This window comes from Euzebyella saccharophila, assembly GCF_014855495.1.
Classification (GTDB): Bacteria; Bacteroidota; Bacteroidia; order Flavobacteriales; family Flavobacteriaceae; genus Euzebyella; species Euzebyella saccharophila.
In genome coordinates, this window is the sequence record NZ_JACYFJ010000003.1 from 91,270 (window position 1) to 116,652 (window position 25,383).

Annotated in this window: 16 protein-coding genes; 1 reads left to right on the plus strand and 15 read right to left on the minus strand. The window is 41.5% G+C overall.

Going from position 1 to position 25,383, the window contains the following annotated elements:
- From IL355_RS11050 to IL355_RS11075, 6 genes are read right to left on the minus strand one after another with little or no spacing between them, the layout of a single operon-like run.
- A complete protein-coding gene (locus tag IL355_RS11050; protein ID WP_192462189.1) occupies nucleotides 1–1,089 on the minus strand; it encodes an alpha/beta hydrolase in 1,089 nt (362 codons plus the stop codon).
- Nucleotides 1,090–1,128: 39 nt separating this feature from the next.
- Nucleotides 1,129–1,620 (minus strand): cupin domain-containing protein, encoded by a 492-nt coding sequence (locus IL355_RS11055; RefSeq protein ID WP_192462190.1) that lies wholly within the window; start codon nucleotides 1,618–1,620, stop codon nucleotides 1,129–1,131.
- Entirely contained in the window at nucleotides 1,617–2,675 is a 1,059-nt protein-coding gene (locus IL355_RS11060) for an alpha/beta hydrolase (protein ID WP_192462191.1), read from the minus strand. Before IL355_RS11060 ends, IL355_RS11055 begins: the two co-directional genes overlap by 4 nt.
- A gap of 4 nt (nucleotides 2,676–2,679) precedes the next feature.
- Nucleotides 2,680–3,420, minus strand: a complete 741-nt coding sequence (locus IL355_RS11065; RefSeq protein WP_192462192.1) for a carboxymuconolactone decarboxylase family protein — start codon at nucleotides 3,418–3,420, stop codon at nucleotides 2,680–2,682.
- 34 nt (nucleotides 3,421–3,454) lie between these two features.
- Nucleotides 3,455–4,438 carry an aldo/keto reductase gene (locus IL355_RS11070; protein WP_192462193.1) on the minus strand — a complete coding sequence of 328 codons (984 nt, stop codon included), beginning with the start codon at nucleotides 4,436–4,438 and terminating at the stop codon, nucleotides 3,455–3,457.
- A gap of 43 nt (nucleotides 4,439–4,481) precedes the next feature.
- Nucleotides 4,482–5,276 (minus strand): hypothetical protein, encoded by a 795-nt coding sequence (locus tag IL355_RS11075; RefSeq protein ID WP_192462194.1) that lies wholly within the window; start codon nucleotides 5,274–5,276, stop codon nucleotides 4,482–4,484.
- A 184-nt stretch (nucleotides 5,277–5,460) separates the two neighbouring features.
- Here IL355_RS11075 and IL355_RS11080 point away from each other — a divergent pair, with 184 nt between their 5' ends.
- Nucleotides 5,461–6,372, plus strand: coding sequence for a helix-turn-helix domain-containing protein (locus IL355_RS11080; RefSeq protein WP_192462195.1), 912 nt, complete (start codon nucleotides 5,461–5,463; stop codon nucleotides 6,370–6,372).
- 260 nt (nucleotides 6,373–6,632) lie between these two features.
- Here the strand turns inward: IL355_RS11080 and IL355_RS11085 are convergent, their stop codons facing one another.
- The 9 genes from IL355_RS11085 to IL355_RS11125 all read right to left on the minus strand — a co-directional run bounded on the left by IL355_RS11085 (nucleotide 6,633) and on the right by IL355_RS11125 (nucleotide 25,278).
- On the minus strand, nucleotides 6,633–7,100 hold the full coding sequence (locus IL355_RS11085) for a DUF1905 domain-containing protein (RefSeq protein ID WP_192462196.1): 468 nt from the start codon (nucleotides 7,098–7,100) through the stop codon (nucleotides 6,633–6,635).
- A 1,117-nt stretch (nucleotides 7,101–8,217) separates the two neighbouring features.
- The gene (locus tag IL355_RS11090; protein WP_192462197.1) at nucleotides 8,218–11,538 is read right to left on the minus strand and encodes a VCBS repeat-containing protein; all 3,321 of its coding nucleotides are present in this window, start codon (nucleotides 11,536–11,538) and stop codon (nucleotides 8,218–8,220) included.
- 38 nt (nucleotides 11,539–11,576) lie between these two features.
- Nucleotides 11,577–13,016 carry a carbon starvation CstA family protein gene (locus IL355_RS11095; protein WP_192462198.1) on the minus strand — a complete coding sequence of 480 codons (1,440 nt, stop codon included), beginning with the start codon at nucleotides 13,014–13,016 and terminating at the stop codon, nucleotides 11,577–11,579.
- A 20-nt stretch (nucleotides 13,017–13,036) separates the two neighbouring features.
- Nucleotides 13,037–14,497, minus strand: coding sequence for a hypothetical protein (locus IL355_RS11100; protein WP_225621209.1), 1,461 nt, complete (start codon nucleotides 14,495–14,497; stop codon nucleotides 13,037–13,039).
- Between the two features lie 12 nt (nucleotides 14,498–14,509).
- Nucleotides 14,510–15,631, minus strand: a complete 1,122-nt coding sequence (locus tag IL355_RS11105) for a hypothetical protein (protein WP_192462199.1) — start codon at nucleotides 15,629–15,631, stop codon at nucleotides 14,510–14,512.
- On the minus strand, nucleotides 15,628–17,418 hold the full coding sequence (locus tag IL355_RS11110) for an FAD-dependent oxidoreductase (RefSeq protein ID WP_192462200.1): 1,791 nt from the start codon (nucleotides 17,416–17,418) through the stop codon (nucleotides 15,628–15,630). Before IL355_RS11110 ends, IL355_RS11105 begins: the two co-directional genes overlap by 4 nt.
- Before the next feature lie 21 nt (nucleotides 17,419–17,439).
- Nucleotides 17,440–19,968: a hypothetical protein gene (locus tag IL355_RS11115; RefSeq protein WP_192462201.1), complete on the minus strand. Its 2,529-nt coding sequence runs from the start codon at nucleotides 19,966–19,968 to the stop codon at nucleotides 17,440–17,442.
- A gap of 107 nt (nucleotides 19,969–20,075) precedes the next feature.
- On the minus strand, nucleotides 20,076–21,851 hold the full coding sequence (locus IL355_RS11120) for a RagB/SusD family nutrient uptake outer membrane protein (RefSeq protein WP_192462202.1): 1,776 nt from the start codon (nucleotides 21,849–21,851) through the stop codon (nucleotides 20,076–20,078).
- 10 nt (nucleotides 21,852–21,861) lie between these two features.
- Complete coding sequence (locus tag IL355_RS11125) at nucleotides 21,862–25,278, minus strand: TonB-dependent receptor (RefSeq protein ID WP_192462203.1); 3,417 nt, start codon at nucleotides 25,276–25,278, stop codon at nucleotides 21,862–21,864.
- Nucleotides 25,279–25,383 lie beyond the last annotated feature (105 nt).

Genomic DNA, 25,383 nt, shown 5'->3' on the forward strand with positions numbered 1-25,383 from the left:
TTAATCCAACCCTTTTTCTTTTAGCCATTCCGCTAACAGTACGGCTACCTTTTCATTGTTCAGGTCGGACATCGGAAAGTGCGTATTTCCCTTAAGACCCTTTTCTGGAAGGTGTACCAAGGTGGCATCACCCCCATGCTTGTTCACCGTTGCCGTCCATAGTTTTGCCATTTGTAAGGCGGCACGCCATTGTTCCTGTCCAGGGTGCGCTACAGGTTCGTTGGGTATATAATCCCCATAATAAATAACAATGGGTATTTCCGTCAATCGTTTAAACGCTGCCATGGGTACGCTTCTCGCACTTAAAGCCCCTCCCACATAGGGTATGGTCTCAGGAACTTCGCCTTCTGGAAAGACAAAATTACTACCGGGTTCATAGGATGCAATGCCTTTGATGTTCCCATTTTTTAAGGCCGTCAACCAACCTTGGCCGCCACTATGGGAATGGGTAACCAAAACACCTGGTCCAATCTTATCGAACAGCTTGGAAACCGCCTCTATGTTAAGGTTAATGTTCAATGGTCCCGTATCCGGGGTAATTTGCCTAAAGAACTGGTTCAGCGCTTCTGGATCATCAGAAAACTGAACATCTGGATAAAATGTGCTTCCCGTTCCCAATCTAAATATCCCAAACCACAACTGATCATCCGTGGCTGCTGAAATCGTAGTAGGTTCCGTGCTCCTTCCTGATAATCCTCTACGGGGCTGGTCAATAAGGTATATGGGAAAATTACGCCTTAAAAATAGCGTTTGAAATCCCTCCCTGCCATCTGGGGTCGTTTGCCAGGTACGCATGCTCTGTCCATACCCATGCCAAAAAACCAAGGGTAATTTTTTTGCACTATCAGGAATTTGATAAAAAACAGTGGCATGGTCTCCATGCAAGGTTTGTCCTTCGGTAGCCTGATTGGAAGGATTAAATGCGCCATGGGCAACTGGGTCAAAAGTACCAGGGCTGGTTTTAACGCTACCACCCACGGTAAAACTGCCTTGCTCTACAAGGGTTATGGGCTGCTTTTGAGCGTAAGCATCATTTACCAATAATTGAACAATTAAAAGCAATAACAATGTTGTCTTGATATTTTTCATCACTAAGGTTTTATTAATTTAAAAGTATAGAGGTACTTCTTAATTTCCATTTAAATATTGTTCTTCGGTCACAGGATCTAGCCATTCCGTTGGACCGTCAACTCTGCTTGTTATAGCTATTTGTATGAACTGTTTTTCTGCGCTTGCACCGTGCCAATGCGGGGTGTTTGCAGGGCATTTGACCACATCGCCTTTTCGTAGTATTCTTTTCTCACTACCTTTTTCCTGATAATAGCCTTCGCCATCTAAAGACATAATAATCTGTCCGTTGGGATGTGAATGCCAGTTGGACCTAGCCCCGGGATCAAAGGTTACCGTTCCAACTGAATTTTGGTTCACACTATCCGCCATCACTTGCATATGTACCCATACATCCCCAATGAAATTATTGTTCGTGACCTTTTCCCCTTTAGGGAAAATCAATTCTTGTTGGGAATTCAAATCGACGGTTTGATTTTTCTCGGCTGCTTGCTTGCAGGAAAATATAAATGTTCCCATCAATATAATCGCTAAAAGATTTTTTCTGTTCATAGGTCTGTAGTTGAAAGATGGTTTTGGTAAAAGTCCACTAATTTATTTACTGCTTGATTCACATATTCTGGCTTCCAATAGGTTTCTATATGCGTTGCACCTTCGATAAGGAACAATTCCTTGCTTTTCGCATTGGTCGCCTTTGGAAAAGCATCCAAGGTCAAATATAATGTTTGGGCATTGCTGCCAGCAATCATTAATAAAGGTTGGTCTATGAGCTCAATATCGTCGGTAGCATTCCAGGCCATTAAATCCATTAAACTGCTTGTAGTGTAAAGAAACGTCGAATTGGGGTGGGCGTGGGTCCTAAAATAATATTCATAGCCTTGACGATAAAAAAGCGTTGAAACTTTTGCTAGTTCTTCGTCGGTAATACCGTCTACTCCGGAATAAACAATTTCGCCGCCTCCAGCCTCCTGTTCTCTTGCCTTTGAAGCTTGCTTTAGCCTTTCTTGAATGGTCGAAATCTGCGAATTCAAAAAGCCATTTTTTCGTACAATTCCTGTATTGAACATACTCAGGGTTGCCACTGCTTTAAACCGTTTATCGGATTGAACCGCTTTCAACGTATAGCCTCCGCCGCCACAAATGCCCAAAGCACCTAAATGTTCTCTATCGACCCCAGGATACTGTGAAATAAAATCGGCCATTCCTCGGATATCTTCTGTACGAAATTGGGGTTTGTCCATATGGCGTGGCTGGCCCCCACTTGCACCCTGATAGGCAGCATCTGCCGTAATGGTAATATAACCGGCCTCTGCCAAATGCTGTGCATATAGGCCTGCTGTCTGTTCTTTTATCCCTCCGTTAGGATGTGCAATTGTTATTGCCGGATATTTCTTTGTTCGGTCATAATTGGCTGGTGTATAAACATTTGCCGCAATATCGATTCCGTTCAGTTTATACCTAACGGGAAGTATGTTGACTTTTCCATCCACATTCTCCGTAATTGCTCCCTCATATACCAATCCAAAAGGATTTTTCTCGCTTTGTGCCCTAATCGTCTGATGTATTGATAGCATACTCATTAAAATAAATAATCCTAAATATTTCATTTCCTTACTGCTTTTTAGATTCCAATAATTCGTTCAATACTTTTTTGGCCGAATCGATTTTTTCTTGATCTACATTTTTCCCCACCACATCCATCAATTCCTTTAATTGAATTGGCGCAATTCCTTGAATCAAACAGATGTTCATGTGCGAATGCAGCATAGGCTCCACACCGCCGATGGTTGCCAGAACGGAAACCGTGACCAGTTCCCTTTGCCGATAATCCAAAATGTCTCTGTCGAAAATATCCGCAAACAGATGCTCCTTCAAAAAGACTTCGATAATCGGGGCGAATTGGGCATAATCGGCTGGTGGGCCGTCCAATTTTGCCTTTACCAACGCTTCCAGATTCGCTTTTCCCCGTTCATATTTTGTACGGTTATCTTCTATTGGGGTAGCTTCCGCTCCTAGCTGATCTTCAACTCCTTCGGTCTTGCGTTCGTCCAAAACTTTGATAAATGTCCGTAAACCACGTAAGCTCCTTGGAAAACCACAATAGGCATATAGATGCACCATAACTTCCTTGATTTCTCTTACGGTCAATCCTGCATCCAGACCTTCCGTTAAAGCGGATTCCAAAGTTTGCAGGTCGCCTTTTGCGGTGAGTGAGGCAATGGCAATTATGGATTGTTGCTTCGCATCCAAATTCACGGTTGTATTATCCTTGGATTGGGCATTCACTTGATTTGTGACGCCAAGAAACGCAGTAATCACTATGGCAATACCAATTGTTATAAGCTGTTTCATCCTTTTGCTATTATTTTTAATTTTTCGCTACTTACTAGCGGTTTATCATTTTCTGGTTCGCTTCGGAATAGCGTTCACCCACCAAATCAATCTTTGAGGTGGTCTCTGTAATTTGTTGCAGTTCCCCATCTGTAAAAGTAATACCGGTCGCCCCTAAATTTTCTTCCAGCCTTGAAGACTTTGTAGTACCGGGAATGGGTACGATCCATGGTTTTTGGTAAAGGATCCAAGCCAAAGCAACTTGTGCCGGAGTGGCCTCTTTTTCCTTGGCAAAAGCCGTAACCAAATCTACCAAAGCAAAATTATCCCTCAGGTTCTCTTTGGAAAATCGAGGCACGGTACTTCTAAAATCATTATCGGAAAAACTGGCGTTCCTATCTATTTTGCCTGTCAAAAATCCTTTCCCCAAGGGACTAAAAGGTACAAAACCGATACCCAATGCTTCCAATACGGGCATGATTTCTTCTTCCGGCTCCCGCCAAAACAATGAATATTCGCTTTGCAAGGAAGTAACCGGTTGCTCCGAATGTGCTCTTTTGATTACTTCGACACCTGCTTCGGAAAGTCCAAAATGTTGCACTTTTCCCTCAGCTATCAAATCCTTAACCGTACCCGCAACTTCCTCAATGGGAACCTTTGGATCAACCCGATGCTGATACAATAAATCTATAGTATCTACCTGTAAACGCTGTAAGGAAGCATCCACCATATTTCGAATGGTTCCAGGACTACTATCCAAGCCCGTCACTTTTCCATCTTGATAACCAAAACCAAATTTTGTCGCTATTTGTACTTGGTTCTTAAAAGGATTCAAAGCCTTTCCTACCAATTCTTCATTAAAGTAGGGTCCGTACACTTCGGCGGTATCAAAAAAGGTTACCCCCATTTCAACTGCTTTTCGGACGACTTGAATCATTTCCTTTTCGTCCTTCGCAGGGCCATATCCAAAACTCATCCCCATACAACCGAGACCGATTTCCGATACTTTCAGATTCTTTCCTAGTGTTCGTGTTTTCATTTTTTATATTTTTTTACAGGACAGTGAATGAAATATATTGGCACTAAATTTTCTGGACGCTCTTTTTAGGGACTTTTTTATTTCCGCCAAAACTATAGTTCAAGGATATGTTCCAAATAAAATCATCCTCTGGAACTATTTGCGTGTCTATAGCTTTGTTCAAAATCGATGAAATGGAAAGTGGAAAATCCTTTTTTGCCAATGTTATAAAAGCAACAACATAATATCCCGTTTTGTCGTCAAGACGCAAGTAATAGGCCTGGGGAGATACATTGAAATATAACTTTTCTGATATGGACAAATTTGTGAAAGATGCGTTAACTGTTAAAAAATCTGAACTTCTAAGTCCTTCATCAAAGCCTCTTGCTGTAAGGTAGTACATTCCTACACTTACTTTATCAGAAATTTTATAATTGGGTACAATTTCGGATGCCAAAAAGCGTCGAGATTCTATCAATTCCTCGTTGGCCCCATTCCGAATGATATTGACCGTTCTAAAATTCAATGCAGGATGCGCCCCAATCCGCAACGAAAAACGTTGCTTTTGAATTGCCTTGTACCGAAACCAAAATAAAAAGGACCATGGCTTACCTTCCAATGCAAATCGCATATCGGGTTCAAAACTGAATTTTCCCTTGGTCATTTTTACATCAAAAATGGCTGCGGGTTCGCCTAAAGAGAAGGAGGGTACCAATGAAATACCATTATGGGTAACACTTGCTGTACCTTTAAAATCATCCAGAAACGGTTTATATTCCAATTGCCCCCATACCAACACGGGTAACATACAAAATATATAAAGAGTAATCAATTGTAAATGGTGAAACTGTTTTTTCATTAAAGTTCATTTGTTGTTCAAGTGACTCAAGGTATTGGTAAAGAATTTTATTCAAAAGTATAGGTTGTTCACATGCTTGAACTTACCCAAATTACGGTTATACCTACCACTATTACAGATTTTACGCCAACCGCTTGAATAACTGGTAATCAATGGCCTATCTTTAACTAAAAGTTAGAAGTCAATGAAAAATGTATTGCACATAAATACCGTTGGAGATTATCTTAATTTGAGAAAACAAGAGGTGTTGCACCCTTTGGTGGGTATTGTTGATTTTGAGAACGTAAACAAAGAAGGCTACGAAAACAAAGACTATGATGCCTTTCATTATAATTGCTATGCTGTTTTCTTGAAGGATGCCAAGGGATGCAAAATGCAATACGGGGGTAAACCCTATGATTATGATGAGGGAACCCTTGTCTTTATGGCTCCCGGCCAAACTATTGAATTAAGTGGTTTTGACCCTAATTATGTGCCCAAGGGGTATGCAATACTATTCCACCCTGATTTATTGATAGGTACGGAATTGGGCAAAAAATTACATAGCTATAGTTTTTTCTCCTATTCAAGCAATGAAGCGCTGCACCTTTCGGCCAAAGAACGAAAGGTAATTCTAAGTCTACTTGAAAAAATACAGTTTGAGTTGGAACAAAACTTGGACAAGCACAGTAAAAAGTTGATCGTAGCCAACATTGAACTCTTTTTGGATTATTGCACTCGTTTTTATGATAGACAATTCATTACACGAGAGATAGAAAATATAGGTTCTTTGGAGAGATTCGATGTTTTGCTGAGCCAGTACTTTTCATCAGATAAACCACAAAAGCATGGTACTCCAACTGTGGGTTACTTTGCAGATCGCTTGCACCTTTCGCCCAACTATTTTGGAGATTTGGTGAAAAAGGAAACTGGAAAATCTGCCCAAGAGTACATCCAGAACAAGCTGATAGAAGTTGCTAAGGAACGCGTATTTGACCCATCAAAATCTTTAAGTGAGATAGCATATGAATTAGGGTTTAAATATCCACAACATTTCACAAGGCTCTTTAAACAAAGGGTAGGACATTCGCCTAGTGAATTTCGGAATTTGAACTAGAACCGAAACTGCCACTAAAATAAATTTGTCTTTCAAACTCCACAATTTCCTCTGGTGTAGTAGCCTTTTCGTAAACGGATACAATCTATTAATCCCTGATTTTTATATATCATTACCTAAGGCATAATGGAAACAAAGTTTTTGAAAACTGTACTATTCAATCCATTGGCATCCCCTACGTTGTCAGTTTCAGTAAATAAATTATAGCCTTCACTTAATATTTTATAAATTTTCACAAAATATCTTTTACCATTAATCACTTAATTTTTCCCATTGAGTAATTGGTTGATATAGTGGTTTATTTGTTCAATTTGTTTGGCCTCTGTTTTTTTTGAAGTAATATCATTTATAATTTCATCTTGATCATCTTTACTTAATGATTTGAAAGAGTCCAGTAGGCCTGCATCTTCAAAACATTTAAGAATTTCCGAATTCTTATTAATTTTATCATTTGTATGTAGATATAGCGTAACTGTAACTTTATCACCACCAGTCTTACCTATTTCATTTCTGATTTTTTGGTTTATTGAAATCATTTTGTCCTCTTCTTTCCTTGGTGCCAAATTCATTTCCTTCAACTCGTAATCATCAATCAATCCAGATACTTTTAGCGAACCCCAAGCTCCATCTATATCGGCTGTATTAGGAATGACAAGATGGTATGTCCAAGCACCGTTTCCACTTTTATAAATTAATTCAAGCTCTTGATTATTGACAATTTTCTTCATTTTTTGTTTCTACGTTTAAGTATTACGAGTAACAATTGATTATACTTTCCAATTTACAGTATTTTATTTTGTTTATAATTTAATTTATAGATACTCTCGTTTTAAATGACAAAGTATTATTTCATTAGTATTATGATCATGTTCAATATGATATAATAATTCTTATAGTCTCCTCTAGTTAAACCATTCCTCAGCATATTCCCCACTCCATTCCGTTACTCTCCATTACGGGAAATAAGCTTCGTCCCAATTCGTCTTGGACACAATCCCCGCTTTTAACTTTCCATTACGCTAACTCTTCCCGTCCCGATCGCTATCGGGACTGGGAAGGAACTCTTCATTGCAAGTCAAAATCAAGAATAAAGTCCATCTCTTCGCAACTTCATTTATATTTTTTAATCTATTTTCTACTATTTAAAATTTCAAAAATCTGGTTCTTAGCTACTTTATAAACCAAAATTAAACTATCCCCTGCCCCTCATTGATAAAAAATAAACTTTAGGTAGTATAAACTGGTTGTAGCAAAGTGATAATTAAAAAAATAGTTCGAATCCTTGTTTCCCGATAAACCTATTTCTAGAGCCCTCTGTTTATAGAAGGTTAATAAAATTGAAAGTATTTGTTGACGGATTTGTTAACGCCTTAAGATGATTTTAGAGTGAAAAAGTACATTTTATAAAAAGTTCGTATAAAACAAAACCCTGATAATCAATTGATTATCAGGGTTTAAATGTTAACAAAATGTTAAAGTCGGGGTGGCAGAGTTAGAACCAACAGCCACACTCATTTGTAAATCAGCTTATTACAATATTTTTTCTAAAAACGGACACGTCTAAGGACATGTGCCTTGGCGTTTTGACGGTTTCGCATCTTAAAAATACAAAATGAATTCAAAACGACTCAAAACGATTTCTATTTAATTATATATAATTTTTTAAGAATTTTTATGGGGCCATCAGCTAATGTTTAAATATTAAAAAATGAAAATAACCCGGTATTTAGTAATAATCGGCACACAAGTATGGAAAGAAATAAAAAGGTAAGGCTACAGATAAAATGTATTTGTAATTCTCTACGGATGAAATCAAATTTGAATTTTAGCCAGAATAGATTTTTATTATAATTCGAGAAGCATTAAGCGGGCATTATTTCTAGCGATTAACAATGCCTCTTTCTTTTCACTTCCTAATGATATAAAAGCAGCACCACGCACATCGCCTCTCACATATAATCCTGATTTTTGAGCGGCCAGAGTCTGGTATTTTCCATTGCCCATATTTTTCAAATAATGACCGTAACTGGCATCGTTTCGTGGCGTTTCTACCTCAGAACCGTACATATTGCCAAGAAGTATAAGATCAGATTTCTGTCCCTCTTTTCTAGTTCTAGTAATAATTTTGTTTATTGATGATATTTGCACCGGGTTTGGTAAGGGCTTGAATTCAAATCCTTTATTTCCTGTATTTTCAAGAATGGAACTCGCAAAATTGGTGGCCGCCCTATGGATTGAATTGTCAAGGGCTTCACCAAAAACATCTTGCAAACTGGCCTTCCCAAATTCTTCGTAGGTCTTGAATTTTTTCTTGACGAAAGGCATTTGATTTGATGTGCATTCCCTTCCTCGCAATGGATAAAGTGTGTTATCTTGCTCATAACCCAAGACGATATCGTTAGTATTATTGCCGTCAAAATCGTTTAAGTATAAATGGAAGGGCTCGTCTTGAGTGGCTTTGTATTTGTAGTTCAGGCCAAGGTTACCCGCAATAAGGTCGATGTCTCCATCATTATCAATATCATCTGCGGCAAGGCTATTCCACCAACCTACATTATCGTTCAAACTGAATTTTTCCGAAACACTTACAAACTTTCCGTTTTGCATTGAAAAGGCTTGTATATTTCCCCACTCTTGGGAAAGTATCAACTCTTCTCCGCCTTTGCCGTCCAAATCAACCCATAACACATCGGTTACCATCCCGAAATCCAACAATTCAGGAAGCAGTGAGGTAGTGACATCCTCAAATCGTATTTTTTCGGCTGTTGAAGTATTTTCCAATAAATAGCTTTTACCAGAATATCCGTAATTTCTCGGTTTCACCCGAGACCCGACAAAGAGGTCTAAATCTCCATCCTTATCAAAATCCAGTGCGGTTATGGCTTGTCCACTGGTAACTATATCGGGAATTGCCTTAGAAACTCTAGTAAAATTGCCTTGTCCATCATTTTTATAAAAGCGGTCTTGGTAGTATGCACTTTCCGTTTTCATTTCATTACCCCCACTTACTACATACAAGTCTTGGTCACCGTCGCCATCGGCATCCAGAAATAAACTACCCGTATCTTCATGTTGCCTATCACGGTTAAATGCGGGAACTGATATTTTCTTGAAACCTTCGTTAGTTGTTTGTAGAAAAAGGGCGGCAGCCTGACCCATCGCCCCGCCGATATAGAAATCTTCAAGTCCGTCATTATTTACATCGCTTACTGAAAGACACGGGCCAAACTGTGACATCTTGTGAGGCAATAAAGATTCAAGGTCAAAATCGTTATAATCGTTTTCCTCATGTTTGAAATCGATTCCGTTGACCTCAGTGACATCCTTAAAATTGTAATTGTTTTCGTCATTTTCAATTTTTTTTGCACGGCTTGGATCATAGGCTATAGTTACTATGGTATTTGATTCCACATCGCTCAACATTTGATATTTCCCATCGGGCCATATCACTTTTATACTATCAACTTTGCTATCACCCAGACCAAAATGTAGGGGTACGGCCATAGCAGATTGAAAGCCTCTTGTGAAGTAGTTTTCTGCCGTCAATGTGCTCTCGTCAATAACCACTTCGATTCGTGCCCCAATACCATCAATATTCTTCGCAGGTCCCTTTAGATTTACTTGAAGAAAATTGTTGTTACTTTGGTTGTTTCGATAGAGGTGGACAAAGTCGTCCGTATTGTTTACTACGATGTCAAGATCGCCATCATTATCAAAATCAGCATAGGCGGCTCCATTGGAATATGTAGTAGGCTGTTTTAAATCAATCTTTCTGAAGCTTAAATCACCCTTATTCAGGTAGAGATAATTTTTTTTCCCTCTTTCAGGAAGTCTTTCCAGCAAATCATTAACATGTTTTGCCAAGTCTACCTTTTTCTTTCTTACACCTTCCTGATATTTCTTTTCCAAGTAAATGAGAAAATCGTTATTCCTAAAATCTCTTTTTATACCGTTGGATACAAACAAATCTCGGTATCCATCATTATCCATATCGAACAATAAAGGCGCCCAGCTCCAATCGGTACTTGATATTCCGGCCATTTGGGCCACATCAGAAAAGGCGGGAATATCGGTTTTCGGAAAAGTTCCATTATTAACTTGTAGTGCATTGTACATATATTGTCGGTGAAGACCCAAATTCTCTATCATATAGAAATCGGCGACATTCATCCCGCTCATACTCGTTTTTTGTGTATAGTTGTCTTCTGCCATCATGTCTAGAGAAACCAAATCCATTAGCCCGTCATTATTAATATCGGCAATGTCGCTACCCATGGAAAAGGTGGACATGTGGTTAAATGACACCAATGAAGTCTCGGTAAACGTACCATCCTGATTATTGAGATAGAGATGGTCTTTTTGATAATAATCGTTACTAGTATACACATCAGGCCAACCATCATTATTGACATCTCCTATGGCTACTCCAAGGCCAAAACCCAAATTGTTACTTATTATACCTGCTTTCTCAGTGACGTTTACAAATTGCCCATTATCGTTTCGATATAATTTCTCTCCGATTTTCGCGGACTGTCCTTTTCGGATTTCTTCAATGTCGTCGATTTCATAGATTTCGATGTTGTGATTAACAAGAAACATGTCCAAATCGCCATCGCGATCATAGTCGAAAAATGAGGCTTGGGTAGAATAATGCGGAAGATCCAATCCAAAGTCTTGGGCACTTTCCTCGAAAATTGGAATATTATTTTCATCAGGCCCTTTATTTATTAGCAGTTCGTTCCGTAATGGTTCATCAGTTTCAAATCGGCCCGATTTTAGGATGTAGATATCTTTGAGACCATCGTTATTGATATCCACAACGGTCACGCCAGTTGGGAAACCTCCACTGCCTTGGGCATTGGCCTTAACACTTACATTCTTAAATTTCAGGCCGCCTTTATTAAGGTATAGTTTGTTGGTTCGAAGGTTGCTGACGAAATAGATATCTTGTAGCCCGTCGTTGTTAAAATCAGCAACCGCAACCCCGCCACCATTATAGAAGTATTCATAGTAAAATCCGTTCATAGTGGTGGATTCTTCAAGCTTATTATTAAAGTTGAGGCCTGTCTCTTCCATACTCAACACGGTGAATAGAGGGCTTGTATCATTGACTTTCTCGACCTGTTCTTTTTCAGAGCATGAAAAGTTCAAAATAATTGATACCACAATGAAAAATTTTAAGATTAATATAGTCCTATTTGAGTTCATATTTCTAAAATAACTTTTTTCTTTTGTGTGGAATGGTACCAAAAAAGGATACTGATGCTTAAGGTAATCAAAGCCCCGCCGATGTATGATATATTGGTCGGCAATTGAAAGCCTTCAGGTGCAACAAGAATATAGGTGCAACAGACCATTGTCATGAACAGCGCCGGAATTAAGGTTATCCAGTATGCTTTGTTCTCATAAATTAAATAGGCGGTTATCGTCCAAAGTACAACAGTGGCCAAAGTCTGATTACTCCATGCAAAATAGCGCCAAATGATTCCGAAATCGATTTGCGTGAGGGCAAAGGCAACTATAAATAGGGGTATGCTGATTACAAGTCGATTTCGTATTTTTTTCTGATCAAACTTAAAAACATCGGACAAGATTAAACGTGCCGAGCGGAAGGCGGTATCGCCGGAAGTTATCGGTGCGGCCACTATGCCCAACAAGGCGAGAATACCTCCTATTCCTCCCAACATGTTCAAGGAAATCTCGTTTGCTGCCCATGCAGCGTTGTTGTTATTGGCCAGCATTGCATCGTTCAAATCGGCCACATTGCCAAAAAAGGTCATTGCAGTAGCGGCCCAAATTAGGGCGACCACGCCTTCCGTAATCATGGTACCGAAGAATATTTTTCTTCCCAGGCGTTCATTTTTCATACAACGCGCCATTAATGGTGACTGAGTCGCGTGAAATCCTGAAATGGCACCACAAGCAATGGTTACGAACAATATCGGAAACAAAGGCGTTGCTTCGGGATTTGTGGTCATATTGCGGATATTGGAAGGTAAAAGTTCAGGTATATGGTAGTCTCCAAAAAATAGGGCTATCAATAGGCCGATGGCCATTAGCAACATCGCTATTCCAAAAATAGGATACAACTTGCCAATGAGCTTGTCAATGGGGAGTAGTGTGGATAGAACATAATACACCAAAATAATTCCGACCCAAACCCAGACGCCCCATACGTTTTCGGTCATACCATCGACAATCTTAGCCGGACCCATTAAAAACACGGTGCCTACAAAAATCAATAGCACAATGGTAAAGAACCGCATCAATTGCTTCATGTTGTTCCCTAAATAGATACCTACAATTTCGCTGATGCTCAATCCGTCGTGGCGCACGGAAAGCATTCCAGAAAGGTAATCGTGTACCGCACCTGCAAAGATGCTCCCAAAGACTATCCATAAAAAAGCGGACGGCCCGAACATGGCACCCGCAATAGCACCGAAAATTGGACCTAGGCCTGCAATGTTTAAAAATTGGATAAGAAAAATCCGCCAAGTGGGCAAAGGCATGAAGTCGACATCATCCCTCAAACGTATCGCGGGAGTTTCCTTTTCGGGTTGTACTCCGAATATTTTCTCTATAAACTTGCCATAGACAAAATATCCTAAAATTAAAACAGCTATTGAAAATACGAATGAAATCATGTTCCCTTTTGAATTCAAATTTATTGATAGATAAAGTATGCCGTTACTTTAGCGGACATATTCGAGGTCAACCTTACCCAGTGAGCATTAAATCCTTCAGGGAATTCATGGTGGCCATATCCTTTTTCATCTACCTTAAACTCATCATAAATGCTCCAAGTACCATCCCCAACAAAATCTACCTCAATTTTAAAAGTTATTTCCTTTTCTTCTTCATGCTTTAGGTGGAGCACCTTTTGGTCAAACCCGTACATAAGATACGGGTCGGATATCTCCCCGGCCTTAACCTGGGTTTCATACCAAGGGCCACCCATACCAGTAGGCTTTCCAAATGACCAGAGGTCGTCTGTTTTTCCAAACCACAAATTTGCTTGAGGTTGACCCGCAAGCGGATTACGGTCCAAGGTATTGGAAAATCTCATGGGCGTCGCCTGATTCCCCCCAAAAACCAACATGCCCCTCCACGAGCAAAAATCGGGCACCACCCTCAAATGCTTGGCAATTGGCCGTATTCCCCAAGGCATACTTGAATATGTATGATACGAAATTTCATAAAAAAGGCCGTGACAATCCATCATGGCCCGTTCCGTTTCCACCTCACGAATACGCATCCATTCGGTACATGAGGTTTCATCGAAGGCATAACTCGATTTTGGTAGTCTGTACCTACTCCATTTATTATCTATCAAAACTTTCAGTATTGCTGAACTTCTATCCCAGCCATTGGCCATCATAGGGCTTCCAAATGCCCTAGCACTCCAAACTTCGGTAAAAGGTTTAGTTTCCAGAATTGTCCACTTTCTTCCGTCCCATTCCGCTAACCGTCCTGCTTCCCATTCACGGTTAAAATCCTTTTTAGAATAACTGTTATTGGCTACAACTACTCTACCATGATTAGTGAATCCACTTTTAAAGTGAGGTTTGGCACCTTTGGGTTCATTAAGTTCTTTTTTTAGGTCGAAAAGATAATTCACTTTTAATGTGCGTAGGTCGACTTCAAGAAAATCTCCTTCCATAGCCAGGAAATAAACTTTATTCTCAGGATCCTCCAGATGGTCCATGGTAGCGGCCAACCGATATCCTTTTATATCTTCAATCGTTCTCACGTTCCCCAAAGTATCTATCAGATGGGGGCCCATAATGAGCTGTTGGGTGGGAGCATGAATAAGCCTGTTCGCATAGGTTCCTACTACAGATTCCGGATGCTTTTTGAGATTGAAGTCCTCATCGATTTCATATAATCCGGTACCCGAACCAGTACCTTCCATGTGGGCGACATATGTGATACACCAAAGGCGATTAGCCCAAGGCATCAAGGCTCCTGTTCCCGCCTCGGTTCTTGGGCTGTGATCTGCGACCATGGCAGTACTGGAAAATATACCACTTACGCTTTGTTTACTAGGATCGGTTAGCTTTTGGGCAGAACAACAGGGTATAATGATTATCAAAAATAGAATAAAATAATAATCCTTCATTGCCATATCTTATGTTAATTAGAGTTTGTAATCCTTTAAGAAATCAGTTGCCAGGTAGGCATATGTTTCGCTCGGGGAATTAGCAAAGATTTCAATATTGGTCAAAATGCTCGGTTTTATTTGTTTCAATTCCGCCAAGTGCATCAAGTAAAGATTTAATTGATTTTTGGTCATAACACTTAATTCTTGGGAAAGATTTTCCAAGACGGATACCGGTGAATTTTTTAAATTATCGAGTAAGAGACTACGGCTATTGATGTCTACTTCGGAAAAATTATCCCAAAACGGTATTTGTAGCCTTTCAGAATTCCAGAACCGGTCAGGAAGATTCTTAACGATAAAAGTTCGTATCAAAGGAACGCCATCTTCGAATATTTGTGCGATACGAAGGTAGTTTGCCGCATACTGTTCTTCAGTCATTCTTTTCAGGGCGAACATTTGATAATCGGTATTGTTTGAACCTAGCATCCGTAATACCATATCGTTATCTACCAACGATAGTGTCCGTTTTTGAATCGCATCTTTGATCGGGCCATGAACGAGATGCCATGCCGTATAGCAAGAATATAAAGCTCCACCGACGACTGATTCTTTTACTTCTTTAATTGTTGCCCCGGCCACCGCATCAACACCTTCCATTTCTGGTTGTTCAGGTTTTTTGACCAATTCATCAATTTTTCTGCGCTTTAATATGGAGTTGTCGTCCATTAGCAGTTGATGTAGTTTCCTGTAGTCTGCAGAAAGAAATTCGTCATGATCGTGCTTGGTCAACGGTGAATTTGGGTATCGATCAAACCCTGCGTATTCTCCCAAAAGTGTCCAATACAACCGGATGTCCATTAAACGGCAATCGCCATCGGCACATACAGGTGTTGAAATATCAGAAGTATAAAGCACGGGGCGGTCTTTTAAATCGACCAGTACATTTATTTCTTGTGCACCCATGGAATCGATTTCTATCGATAAATCGGTCGGTTTTGCTTTCAGCTGCATCCCTCCGTTCCACTCCAAACTATAGAATTCCGGCGGTAGATTCATACTATTCTGGCCGAATCTATCGGAAAATGGTGTTTGTGGGCCGAATTGTGCAAACCCTATGGCGGCAAAAAAAATTAAAAGTATTCCGAGCTGGATTTTCATTGTTTGGATTTCGGTATCTTGATATATTTCTGTGATTCGATTAAATCCAAGTATTCTTTCAAGTAACCTGTATAGACTTGTCTAGGGTTGACATCATACTTTTTACAAAGTGAAGCCGCCAAGCCTACTGCCGCTCCCATTTGTCCGGTAGTACGCATTACCCTGGGGCCACCCAAGCCAACATGTGAGGTACTGAAGTTTCGTCCGGCCATAAAAAGGTTGTCTATATTTTTCGAATACAGGCTACGGTATGGTATATAATAACGAGGAGTCTTGTAGAAAAGCGCCTCGGAGATAAAATCAGGGTTTTTTTCATCTTCTAGTACCGTCTGGTAATGGACATCGACCTCACGGGTCTCTTGAACCACCGCATCAGGGAATTTTGTCCCCGCTTTGGCATCGTTAAACGTAAAAATATGGTCTCCGACCAATCTACGCGATTCCCTTTTACCCACTAGGTAAGAAACCCATTCCAATCTGCGGGTGGCATTTTCAGGATGTTCCTTGGCATTTGAGAAAGATCCGTAGATGGCCCTTAGCATATGGTCCCGTATTTCTTCGGCATCATCGATTTGGTTCAGGTCATTGCGGCTGAATTCCCATTGCCACTCTCCATTGACTTCTTCGTATGCTTTGGCAACCGGCATGGCCCACGGTACTTCAGGAAACTTTTGCTCGGTATCCATCACCTTGGACCCCCACAGGACCGAAGAACCCATAACGGCATTGTCTTCTTCATTCGGACTCCATAATTCGCCCCATTCCTCCCATTCCTCGCCATAGGTATCTACACTTTCACGGCCATATGAAAAGTCAGCGCCAGCCCAAAAGCCTACCCAACCATCGCCAGTAGAATCTACAAAATAGGGCGCTTCAAACCGCTTTCTTTCACCAGAACTAGTATGCCTCGCATCTACATATTGTATGGTATTGTTTTCGGCGACGGCATCATAGGCACGCCAATTTAGATATAGATCAATATTTTCATAGCTTTTAACATTGTCATCCCTTTTTTTCTGGTCCAATTTTGCCTCTGCCGATCCATTGGGGTAATGTTCAGTATCCAATTTTTTCAAGATACGTTCAAAATGTCCGTAGATACCAAGGGTATGTACACGTATCTCGGCACTGGCATTGCCACCCAACATTGGCCTGTCATGAATCAAGGCTACTTTCAATCCCTGTTCGGCCGCTGCGATCGACGCTGCACATCCGGCTATGCCCCCACCTACCACAACCAAATCATAGGCTTGGTGCTGCTTGGGCGCATTGGGCTCTTGCGCGATGGTCATGCGCCAGCTGGCCAGCTTTTTAGGGGACGAGGGAGGTTCCTCGTTTTTAGCAGAAAAATAAATCGCATCGCATCGCCCATTAAAACCGGTCAAATCAATCAATTCGACTTTTTCGAACTTGGTACTGATTTCGGTCGCACCTACGTATTCCCAGCCCCAACCAGAGCGTTTTCCTAAGACTTTTTCAAAATCGGTATCGCCCACTTTCAATTGAAACCTACCCGGGGCTTCCCACTCACCAGGAACCCAGTTCATTGTACGAACCCAGATGTGGTAGGTACTCGTTTCGGGAAAATTAACAACAGTAGTGGCATTTTTAACTGGATTGCCCATACCATGTGCCATTAGATACGGGGATCCCATTTGTTGTACAAATTGGGGGTCGATGACCCAACCTCCAGGACTATCGAAACTCTCCGCTTCAATTAATAGATCTTGACCATAAAGGCCTAAGCTTATGAGATAAAAACAAAGGATTAACAGTATTGATTTCATATTATATTCTTTAGTTGCGTTCTATTCGTAAATAAATTGGGCTGTGGCCGTGCAATCAACATTCGATTTCAACTGTACCCAATGGGCGCTAAAGCCTTCCGGAAATTCAAAGTGCTGTTCTTCCCCAGACTTTAGGTAGAAGATTTTATACTCCATCGGTTCTTCCAAATAATGATTGACATAGACCAAAAGGGTAACCTGGGCATCTTTATCAGCTTTTAAAGTAAGGCTTTTTTTATCGTATCCGGTCATTAAATACCTATCGGAAGGCTCATTGGCCTTGACCGATGTATCTTTCCATGGTCCCCCGATACCGACTGGTTTACCAAACTTCCAGAGATCGTCGATTCCTCCGAACCAAAGGCTTGTTGAACCATCGGGAGATGAGTAGACATGTTCCGAATCGGTGGCATCCTTCTTTACACCGGTCAAGACCAAGAGTCCGTTCCAGGTATTGAAGTCGGATATCTGTTTATTATGGGTGGATACAGGCCGCATCATTTTGTAAAGGGGTTCTTGGCCTACCTTGAACAAGGGCAGTTCATAAAAAGTGCCTGCTATATTGGCCAATTCACGCTCGGATTCTACTTCTCGAACTACACGGGTCGTACCTGAAGGAAAATTGGATGCATAATTTTCATGTCCCTTGGGAAGCCGCAAACGATAATTTTTGGCCGTTAAAATAACCGAAGCATCATCTTCAGACCAGATATCCTTCATTTTTAAGGTTTCCTGAGCGGTCGAATCCGATATCCCCTTTTTATAGTCGAAGTCGAATTTGGTGAATTCAAATTCATCTTCTTTTGTGAATTTTCCATTTTCGATGGTTCCAGCATACACACTTAGGTTGAAATTCGTCTTGTTGCTGTAAAGCTTGGCATGGCTTACCGGGCCTTTATCATCGATATCCGCCAACGATGTGAACAAGGCCTCTTTTTGGGTGCGATCATTGGGGTTGGCATCGGTAAAATGAAAAGCGGCCGTCAGTAAGGAAGGACTGTTCGCGGTCAGCCGTATCCATTCCGCTTGTAAACTCCCGTCAAAAACATAGGGGACGTATCCATTCTTTTCCAAGGTTATGGACTCCAATGTCGTCCAGTCGTTGTCGCCATTGACATCGATTTCCATTTTTACGGTTACCGTTCGGTCACCATGGTTCTTTAGATGGAGCATGCGCTTGTCAAAACCTGCCATCAGGTAGGGGTCGGAAGGACCACCGGCCGTTACGTTCTCATTTAGCCAAACAGCACCGTACCCAGTTGCGGGGCCCCACTTCGATAGTTCATCATAACTGCCGAACCAAAGGTTGGACTGCGGTTGCCCTGCGAGCGGGTTCCCTTGTATGCTGGTCTCATCGGTAGCCAGAACAAGTTGCCCGTTCCAGTTGATAAAATCGGGAATGTACCGCAAATGCGATCCGATTGGGCGTATCCCCGCAGTATTCGTGGCCGAAAATGTTTCGGGAAAGTCAAAGAACATCCCGTGCATGTCCATCATCATCTTTTTTTCACCTATGGCACGAATACGGGGCCATTCGGTAAACCAGCCGTGCGGTGGGTCATTGTTATAGGTGGCCTTGGGGAGCAGATAGGTATACCATTCCCCATTGTCCATCACTTTCAGGCGCACCGATTTTGCGTCCCAACCGATAGCCCAAAGCGGTGAATCGTCATTGGGTATGGCGTAGATTCCGTTCTTTGTAGTAATATCGGTGAACTGAGACCTTTCGACGACCTTGAAATTATCACCGTCGAATTCAGCCAAGATACCCAGTTTATCCGCCCCAAAAATATCTTTTTTGTCAATCTTCCAACTCTCCTCCCATTTATATTCATTGTTATCCCAATCTTGGGTATCATGGGTTGTTCTTCCTTCGCTGGCATGCTCGCCATTATTGGATACTACCAATTTGCCTTGACTGGTGTAACCTCCTTTTCCATGCCAGCCCGGTAGGGGGTCGTGAAAAAGCTTGTTGACCTCTAAATTATTGACATTTACCTCATAGAGCATTCCCTCCATATCGTACATGTAGACCCAATTTTTAGGGTCTTTTAGATGTCTGGCATAGGCATTAAGGCGGCCTTCCATTCTACTGTATGGAATAACCCGTATCTGACCCACGCTGTCTATCACGTAGGGGCCGATCAAGAGCTGGTTAGATTCTTGATGTACCATGCGAGCGGTCGGGGTACCCCCAATACTGCCCTCGAAGATTTCCATGTTCAAATCTTCATCAATAATGTAAAGTTTGTGTTCACTACCCTTGGGCTGGTGGGCAGCATAGTTTATCATATAAAGTTTATCGTTCCATTCGGCAAGCGCACCAATGCCACACTCACTGCCAAAGCCATATTCACCATTGATTCGCCCATGGGCATAGGTGGTGAGATGGGGATATATACCACTGATTTTTCGTTTACCGCTGAGAGCGACCATCTGCCCATTCTCTACCTTTACATCCGTTTTCGGATTGAGGGAGTCAACGTTCTTGGACTGACATGCGGACAGTACAAAAATAACAGGCAACCACAGTATTATTATTTTGATCATTCTAAATAGTTTTTTGATTTGGATATCCAACACATTTTGAACTCTTGAACTGAAGGAAACCCCGAAAATAACTTCTCGGGGATTTCTCAACCAACTAACTCAAAATCTTAATATCCTTCGTTTTGGGTAAGGTTCGGATTCAAAAGTCTTTCTTCTGCAGGAATGGGCCAGAGATACTGACGTTCTGGAAAGCTTATAGTGTTCAGTGAACGACAAAGCCCAGCATTTAATAATGCCGAAAAGTCTGGAAGACCGTCTTCGTCAATCTCCGGAGTCATGCCCCAAAACCATAAGCCCGGGGTTACGACATTATCCATAAGTGGCCCGGTAGGTGCGACAGTAACGTCACCATCGGTTGCTACATTAATCATACCCAAAAGACTTCCCGAAATTGCTTTGTCGGCCAAGCGCCATCGAATAATATCCATATACCTCCGGCCTTCGAACGCAAATTCTGATCGCCGTTCTTGGCGCACCTTCAGACGTAACGCAGCTTGATCGGTGGTGACTATAGCCGGATTTGGAACTGAGGAATTTGCATAGGCCCTATCCCTGACCTGATTCATGGCATCAAGTACACTTTGGTCGATTTGATTCAACTCTATTTTCGATTCGGCATACATCAATAAAACATCTGCATACCGTATAATTATCTTGTCAGGATCCGTTCGATAATCTTTCCAATCTTCGGTAATGCCCTTTTTCCAAGCCAAACCATTGAAAGAGGCAAAGGTTGCCACCGAACGAGTGTCATTATTGGTAATAAGACTATTGGTGCCAAAATCCATCACCTGTTTTTTCTCGGGATGGGGCGTGTACTCTATGTTCATAAAATTGGATCCGTCGGCGGGTGTCTTTTCATCACCGTCTTCCAAAGAACCAAAGGGCACAATAGTCATGTTGCATCTAGGATCCCTATTCTTGAACGGGTTCTGGGGGTCGAACAGGGGAGATTCATCTATTGGAAGTCCGTCGGTACATTCAAATGAGGCCAAAAGTTCCCAAGTAGGTTGTCTCGCACCCCAACCACCATGGTTTCTTGGGAGGTAATCGCGAACGTTATCGCCACGGGTAACATCTAAGGCATCACTACGCGGGATATGAAAAATGGTTTCCTGCGAGTTCTTGGTGGACGGGTCGAAAAGTTCAGCAAAATCAGGATGCAAGTCATACGTCCCCAAATCCATACAATCTTGCGCCGCTTCGGCCGCTACCGCATGATCGCCCATATACAAAGCAATTCGGGCTTTCATAGCATATGCGGCACCTTTGGTAGCATACTTTAGTCCATCACGTGTAGTCGGAAGATTTAAGGATGCGTTATCGTAATAGTCATAAATTTTTCGGAGGACTTCATTTTTATCAGTACGCGGCAACTCGAAAGATTCGTCAACGGTCAACTCTTGCTCGTAAAAAGGAACATCACCATAATGGGAAATTAGGTACGACCAATATGAAGCCCGTAAGAAATTTGCTTCTGCCGTAAATAAACTTACCTCATCCTCCGACAAGATACCGCTCTGTTTATCAATCTGATCCAAAACTACCAGCATTCGGGTTATGGCCTTGTACATATTGGCCCAATTTGTACTTGCCGGACCGTATTCGGAAGAAACGGTGCCTGCCTTGATATCATCCAATCCGTCGCGACGCTGCCAATCGTCTGTCCAGCCACTTCCATTAGCACCGGATTCGCTGCCCGTATCTAAAGGCCAAAAGACTTCACGGTAGCCCTCGTTCAATGATTGCCTAAATTGATCATTCGTCTGGTACCAGGTTGCGGAACTTGCCGCGTCTTCTTGAACCAAGTCCAATTCAGTACAAGAGAAGGTCGTTAACACCAACCCTAGAAATAGCATACTACTATATATTTTGTTTTGCATGTTTTCTTTTTTAAAAGTTAGCTTTAACCCCAAGTAAAAAAGACTTGGTTATCAAATATCCGGTACCCTGTTCCGGGTCTATACCCTCTATAAGGTTATCAAATGTGAAAAGGTCATTACCCGCCAAATATACCCTTAGCTTTGAAAAGCCAGTGTCCCCAAAAATATCTGAAGGTAAGGTGTAGCCAAACGTCAGGTTTTTGATTCTCAAATACGCCCCACTGGTCAACCAGAAATCAGAAAAAGCATAATTGTTTCCTGAAGCATTTTCGGTCAATCTTGGGTAGTTTGCATTCTGGTTCTGCTGTGAGGTGTTGTAGGTACTCCAATAACTATTGGCATATACCGTTGAAGGTGACAACCAACTCTCTAGATACGGGCGTATGAAACTTTGTGATATATAAAAATTCTGTTTTCCGACCCCCTGAAAGGTAAGGCCAAAATCAAATTTTTTATATTCGAGGTTAATATTGCCCCCATACTGGTATCTGGGCAATGAACCACCTAAAATTGTTCTATCCAACTCGTTAATTATACCATCGGGAACGCCGTCGGGCCCACTCAGGTCTTTGTATTTGATATCTCCGGGGCCTACAGCATCACTGGTGACGGCAGCCGCATCGACCTCAGCCTGCGTTTGGAAAATACCATCGGATTGATAGCCATACCAAGATTGGAACTCACTACCTTCTTCTGAAAGTATTCGATCACCGTTAGCAAAAAGACGTTTCCCCCTGATATCGCCGATAATGGACTGTGAATCAAAAAAATTCACGGAAGTTGAGTATCTAAAATCGTCTATTTGATCTCTCCATGAAAGGGCAAATTCCCATCCATCGGTATCCATGTTTCCCACATTTACCGTGGGGTCGTCATAACCGCTCAAGGATGGTATACTTAAATCTAAAAGCATATCAACCGTCTCCTTTTTAAAGTAATCGGCAGTCAGCGATAAACGGCTATTGAACATATTCAAATCTACACCCAGGTTCATGGATGTCGTTGTTTCCCAAGTTACATTTTCGATAGCCAGAAAGCGCTGTGCTGCCGCACGTGCGGCCTGCACGTCAGTCCCGTTAGCGATCAAGGCATTACTGAACTGTAAAACGGATAAATAGAGATAATTACCTAAACGGTCGTTGCCCAGACTACCATACGACGCCCTTAGCTTTAAAAACGATATGACCGGGTCAAGACTTTCCATTAAACTTTCGTTAGAAACTACCCAACCTGCAGAAACCGATGGAAAGGTACCCCATCGATACTCTTGACCAAATCGTGAAGAACCATCCCGTCGAACTGTGGCTTGTAAATAATACTTGTTATCGAAGTTATAGGCCAACCTGCCAAAATAAGAAGAATACGCGTTCTCTGAAAAACTAGTCTCACTGTCGAAAACTTTGTCGATCGGTGCCTGATTCAGAAAGGGGAAATCGTTGCTTACAAATTCATTTCCACGAACCCCTAGGGTCTCAAATTTAGCCTGAAATTCTTCGTAGCCGACTACTGCACTTATATTATGACCGCCATATGATTGGTCATAATTTATAAGAGCCTGGGTAGTAAGAGTATTATCATTGGTTCGCCGTTCTACGAGATTTGTTTCGCTAATATTGTGCCCAGATATATAATTAGGTTCGGCTAACTGATTTGGGTCGTTCGCTGCCCAATACGGTACTGATCTATTAAATCTTTTGTATTTGTTGAATTCAAAATTAGGCGCTACGTTCAGTGAAATTTTAAGCGTTTTCACTGGTTTATAATAAATACTCGCCATACCGTAAAATAAGTAGGTGTCGCTGTTCTGAAAGCCTCCTTCTTGTAAACGGGCGTATGCATTATCGCCCGATTTACTTTCTGCAATCCTCCCATTTTCCCATAGGGCTGCATAAACCGGTCCTGACTGTATTGCCCTAGCGGTAGGGTCGAGTACCGGTTGGTCATCTTTGGTCACTTTTAGGGAAAAATCTACATTACCCCCAAATTTTTCGGAGATTTTTATATCGTTGTTAACCCTTACGTTATAGCGTTTCCAATCACGGTGATCGTATAAGGCATCTTGATATTCATAGCCCAAATTGACATTAGTCTTTACTTTTTCGGAACCTCCACTCAAGGTGATGCTATGACGATATCCTGAAGAAGATTTTCTTAGGATGAGGTCGCGCCAATTTGTGTCGGGAAACTGATCAGGGTTTTCGGCATTTAATGTCGAATAATTTGTAACCAAGTCTTCAGACCATATGGGAAATTGATTGTCATCGTTTCCGTTATCATTCCATGACTTTTCATTGTCCATCTGCATATAGCGAACGGCACTTACCGTGCCTCGAAGTTCGGTAGGCGTATTAATCATATACTCCCCGCTATACCCTAGACTAAATACTCCAGTCTTGGCCCTTTTGGTGGTGATAATCACTACTCCGGCAGCCGCTCTTGATCCATAAATGGAGGCAGCAGCACCATCTTTAAGGACCGAAATACTCTCGACTTGATCCGGATTGACATCATCGATGCTGCCTACGGGTACGTTATCAACCAAGATTAAAGGCGAGCTGGCGCCCTGAAGTGTCGTTACACCTCTAATACGGATATCGTTGCTAGATCCCGGCGCAGAACTACTTCTATTGATGCTTACCCCAGCTACGGAACCTTGGAGTGCGTTCGACACATTGGTCGTACTGCGTGAGGCTATTTCATCTCCGTTGACCACACTCACCGAACCGGTCAAGTCCTTCTTAGATTGCGTACCATACCCCACTACAATTACTTCGTCAAGCCCTGCAGCACTTTCTTCTAGAACAATCGAAATACTATTCTGATTGTTGACCGGAATATCCTTTGTACCGAAACCAATATAAGAAACTGTAAGTGTGGCTTTTCCGTCTGATAAAGACAGGGTATAATTTCCGTCAAAATCGGACTGGGTACCATTTGTTGTTCCCTTTTCTAAAACACTAGCACCCGGCAAGGGAACTCCCTGATTATCGGTTACTGTTCCGGAAACTGTAAAATCTTGTGGAAGAATACGTACTAATGGGTCCGCCTGTATCCTTAACTCTCGCTTCTTTATGACCACCTGACGATCATCGATACTATAGTCTAAATCTGTGTTTCGAAATACAAGGTCGAGTATAGTTGCTAGTTCTGCTTTCTTTAGCTGTAGGTACACTCTTCTTTTTGTATTCAGCACGTCGTCTTTATAAAAAAAGATGAAATCACTTTTACCTTGGATCTGATTAAATAGCTCTTCATAGGTGATGCCGTTGGCGTCTATACTTATTTTGACCTGAGCATACGAAGGATTCGCGTATACAGCACCAAGACCGATACCAATAAACAAAAGAAAAACTCTCATAAGGATTAAGCTGGCAATCTTTAAGGTCATTTTACCCTGAATATGGGTAAGACCGACAATTTTATTCATAATTTTGTGATTAGGTTAGTTAATGTTGCCTTTTGGCAACGTTGCTATTTTGGCCAGAGGATGTTGCATCATCTTCTGGCTTTTTTATTTCGATTGTTTATTGAT

What these genes read in the sequence shown, in the direction of transcription:
- IL355_RS11080 (WP_192462195.1), top strand. Translation starts at nt 5,461, where the DNA reads ATGAAAAATGTATTGCACATAAATACCGTTGGAGATTATCTTAATTTG.
- IL355_RS11050 (WP_192462189.1), bottom strand. Translation starts at nt 1,089, where the DNA reads ATGAAAAATATCAAGACAACATTGTTATTGCTTTTAATTGTTCAATTA.
- IL355_RS11095 (WP_192462198.1), bottom strand. Translation starts at nt 13,016, where the DNA reads ATGATTTCATTCGTATTTTCAATAGCTGTTTTAATTTTAGGATATTTT.
- IL355_RS11120 (WP_192462202.1), bottom strand. Translation starts at nt 21,851, where the DNA reads ATGCAAAACAAAATATATAGTAGTATGCTATTTCTAGGGTTGGTGTTA.
- IL355_RS11100 (WP_225621209.1), bottom strand. Translation starts at nt 14,497, where the DNA reads ATGGCAATGAAGGATTATTATTTTATTCTATTTTTGATAATCATTATA.
- IL355_RS11065 (WP_192462192.1), bottom strand. Translation starts at nt 3,420, where the DNA reads ATGAAACAGCTTATAACAATTGGTATTGCCATAGTGATTACTGCGTTT.
- IL355_RS11110 (WP_192462200.1), bottom strand. Translation starts at nt 17,418, where the DNA reads ATGAAATCAATACTGTTAATCCTTTGTTTTTATCTCATAAGCTTAGGC.
- IL355_RS11060 (WP_192462191.1), bottom strand. Translation starts at nt 2,675, where the DNA reads ATGAAATATTTAGGATTATTTATTTTAATGAGTATGCTATCAATACAT.
- IL355_RS11105 (WP_192462199.1), bottom strand. Translation starts at nt 15,631, where the DNA reads ATGAAAATCCAGCTCGGAATACTTTTAATTTTTTTTGCCGCCATAGGG.
- IL355_RS11070 (WP_192462193.1), bottom strand. Translation starts at nt 4,438, where the DNA reads ATGAAAACACGAACACTAGGAAAGAATCTGAAAGTATCGGAAATCGGT.
- IL355_RS11055 (WP_192462190.1), bottom strand. Translation starts at nt 1,620, where the DNA reads ATGAACAGAAAAAATCTTTTAGCGATTATATTGATGGGAACATTTATA.
- IL355_RS11125 (WP_192462203.1), bottom strand. Translation starts at nt 25,278, where the DNA reads ATGAATAAAATTGTCGGTCTTACCCATATTCAGGGTAAAATGACCTTA.
- IL355_RS11115 (WP_192462201.1), bottom strand. Translation starts at nt 19,968, where the DNA reads ATGATCAAAATAATAATACTGTGGTTGCCTGTTATTTTTGTACTGTCC.
- IL355_RS11075 (WP_192462194.1), bottom strand. Translation starts at nt 5,276, where the DNA reads ATGAAAAAACAGTTTCACCATTTACAATTGATTACTCTTTATATATTT.
- IL355_RS11085 (WP_192462196.1), bottom strand. Translation starts at nt 7,100, where the DNA reads ATGAAGAAAATTGTCAATAATCAAGAGCTTGAATTAATTTATAAAAGT.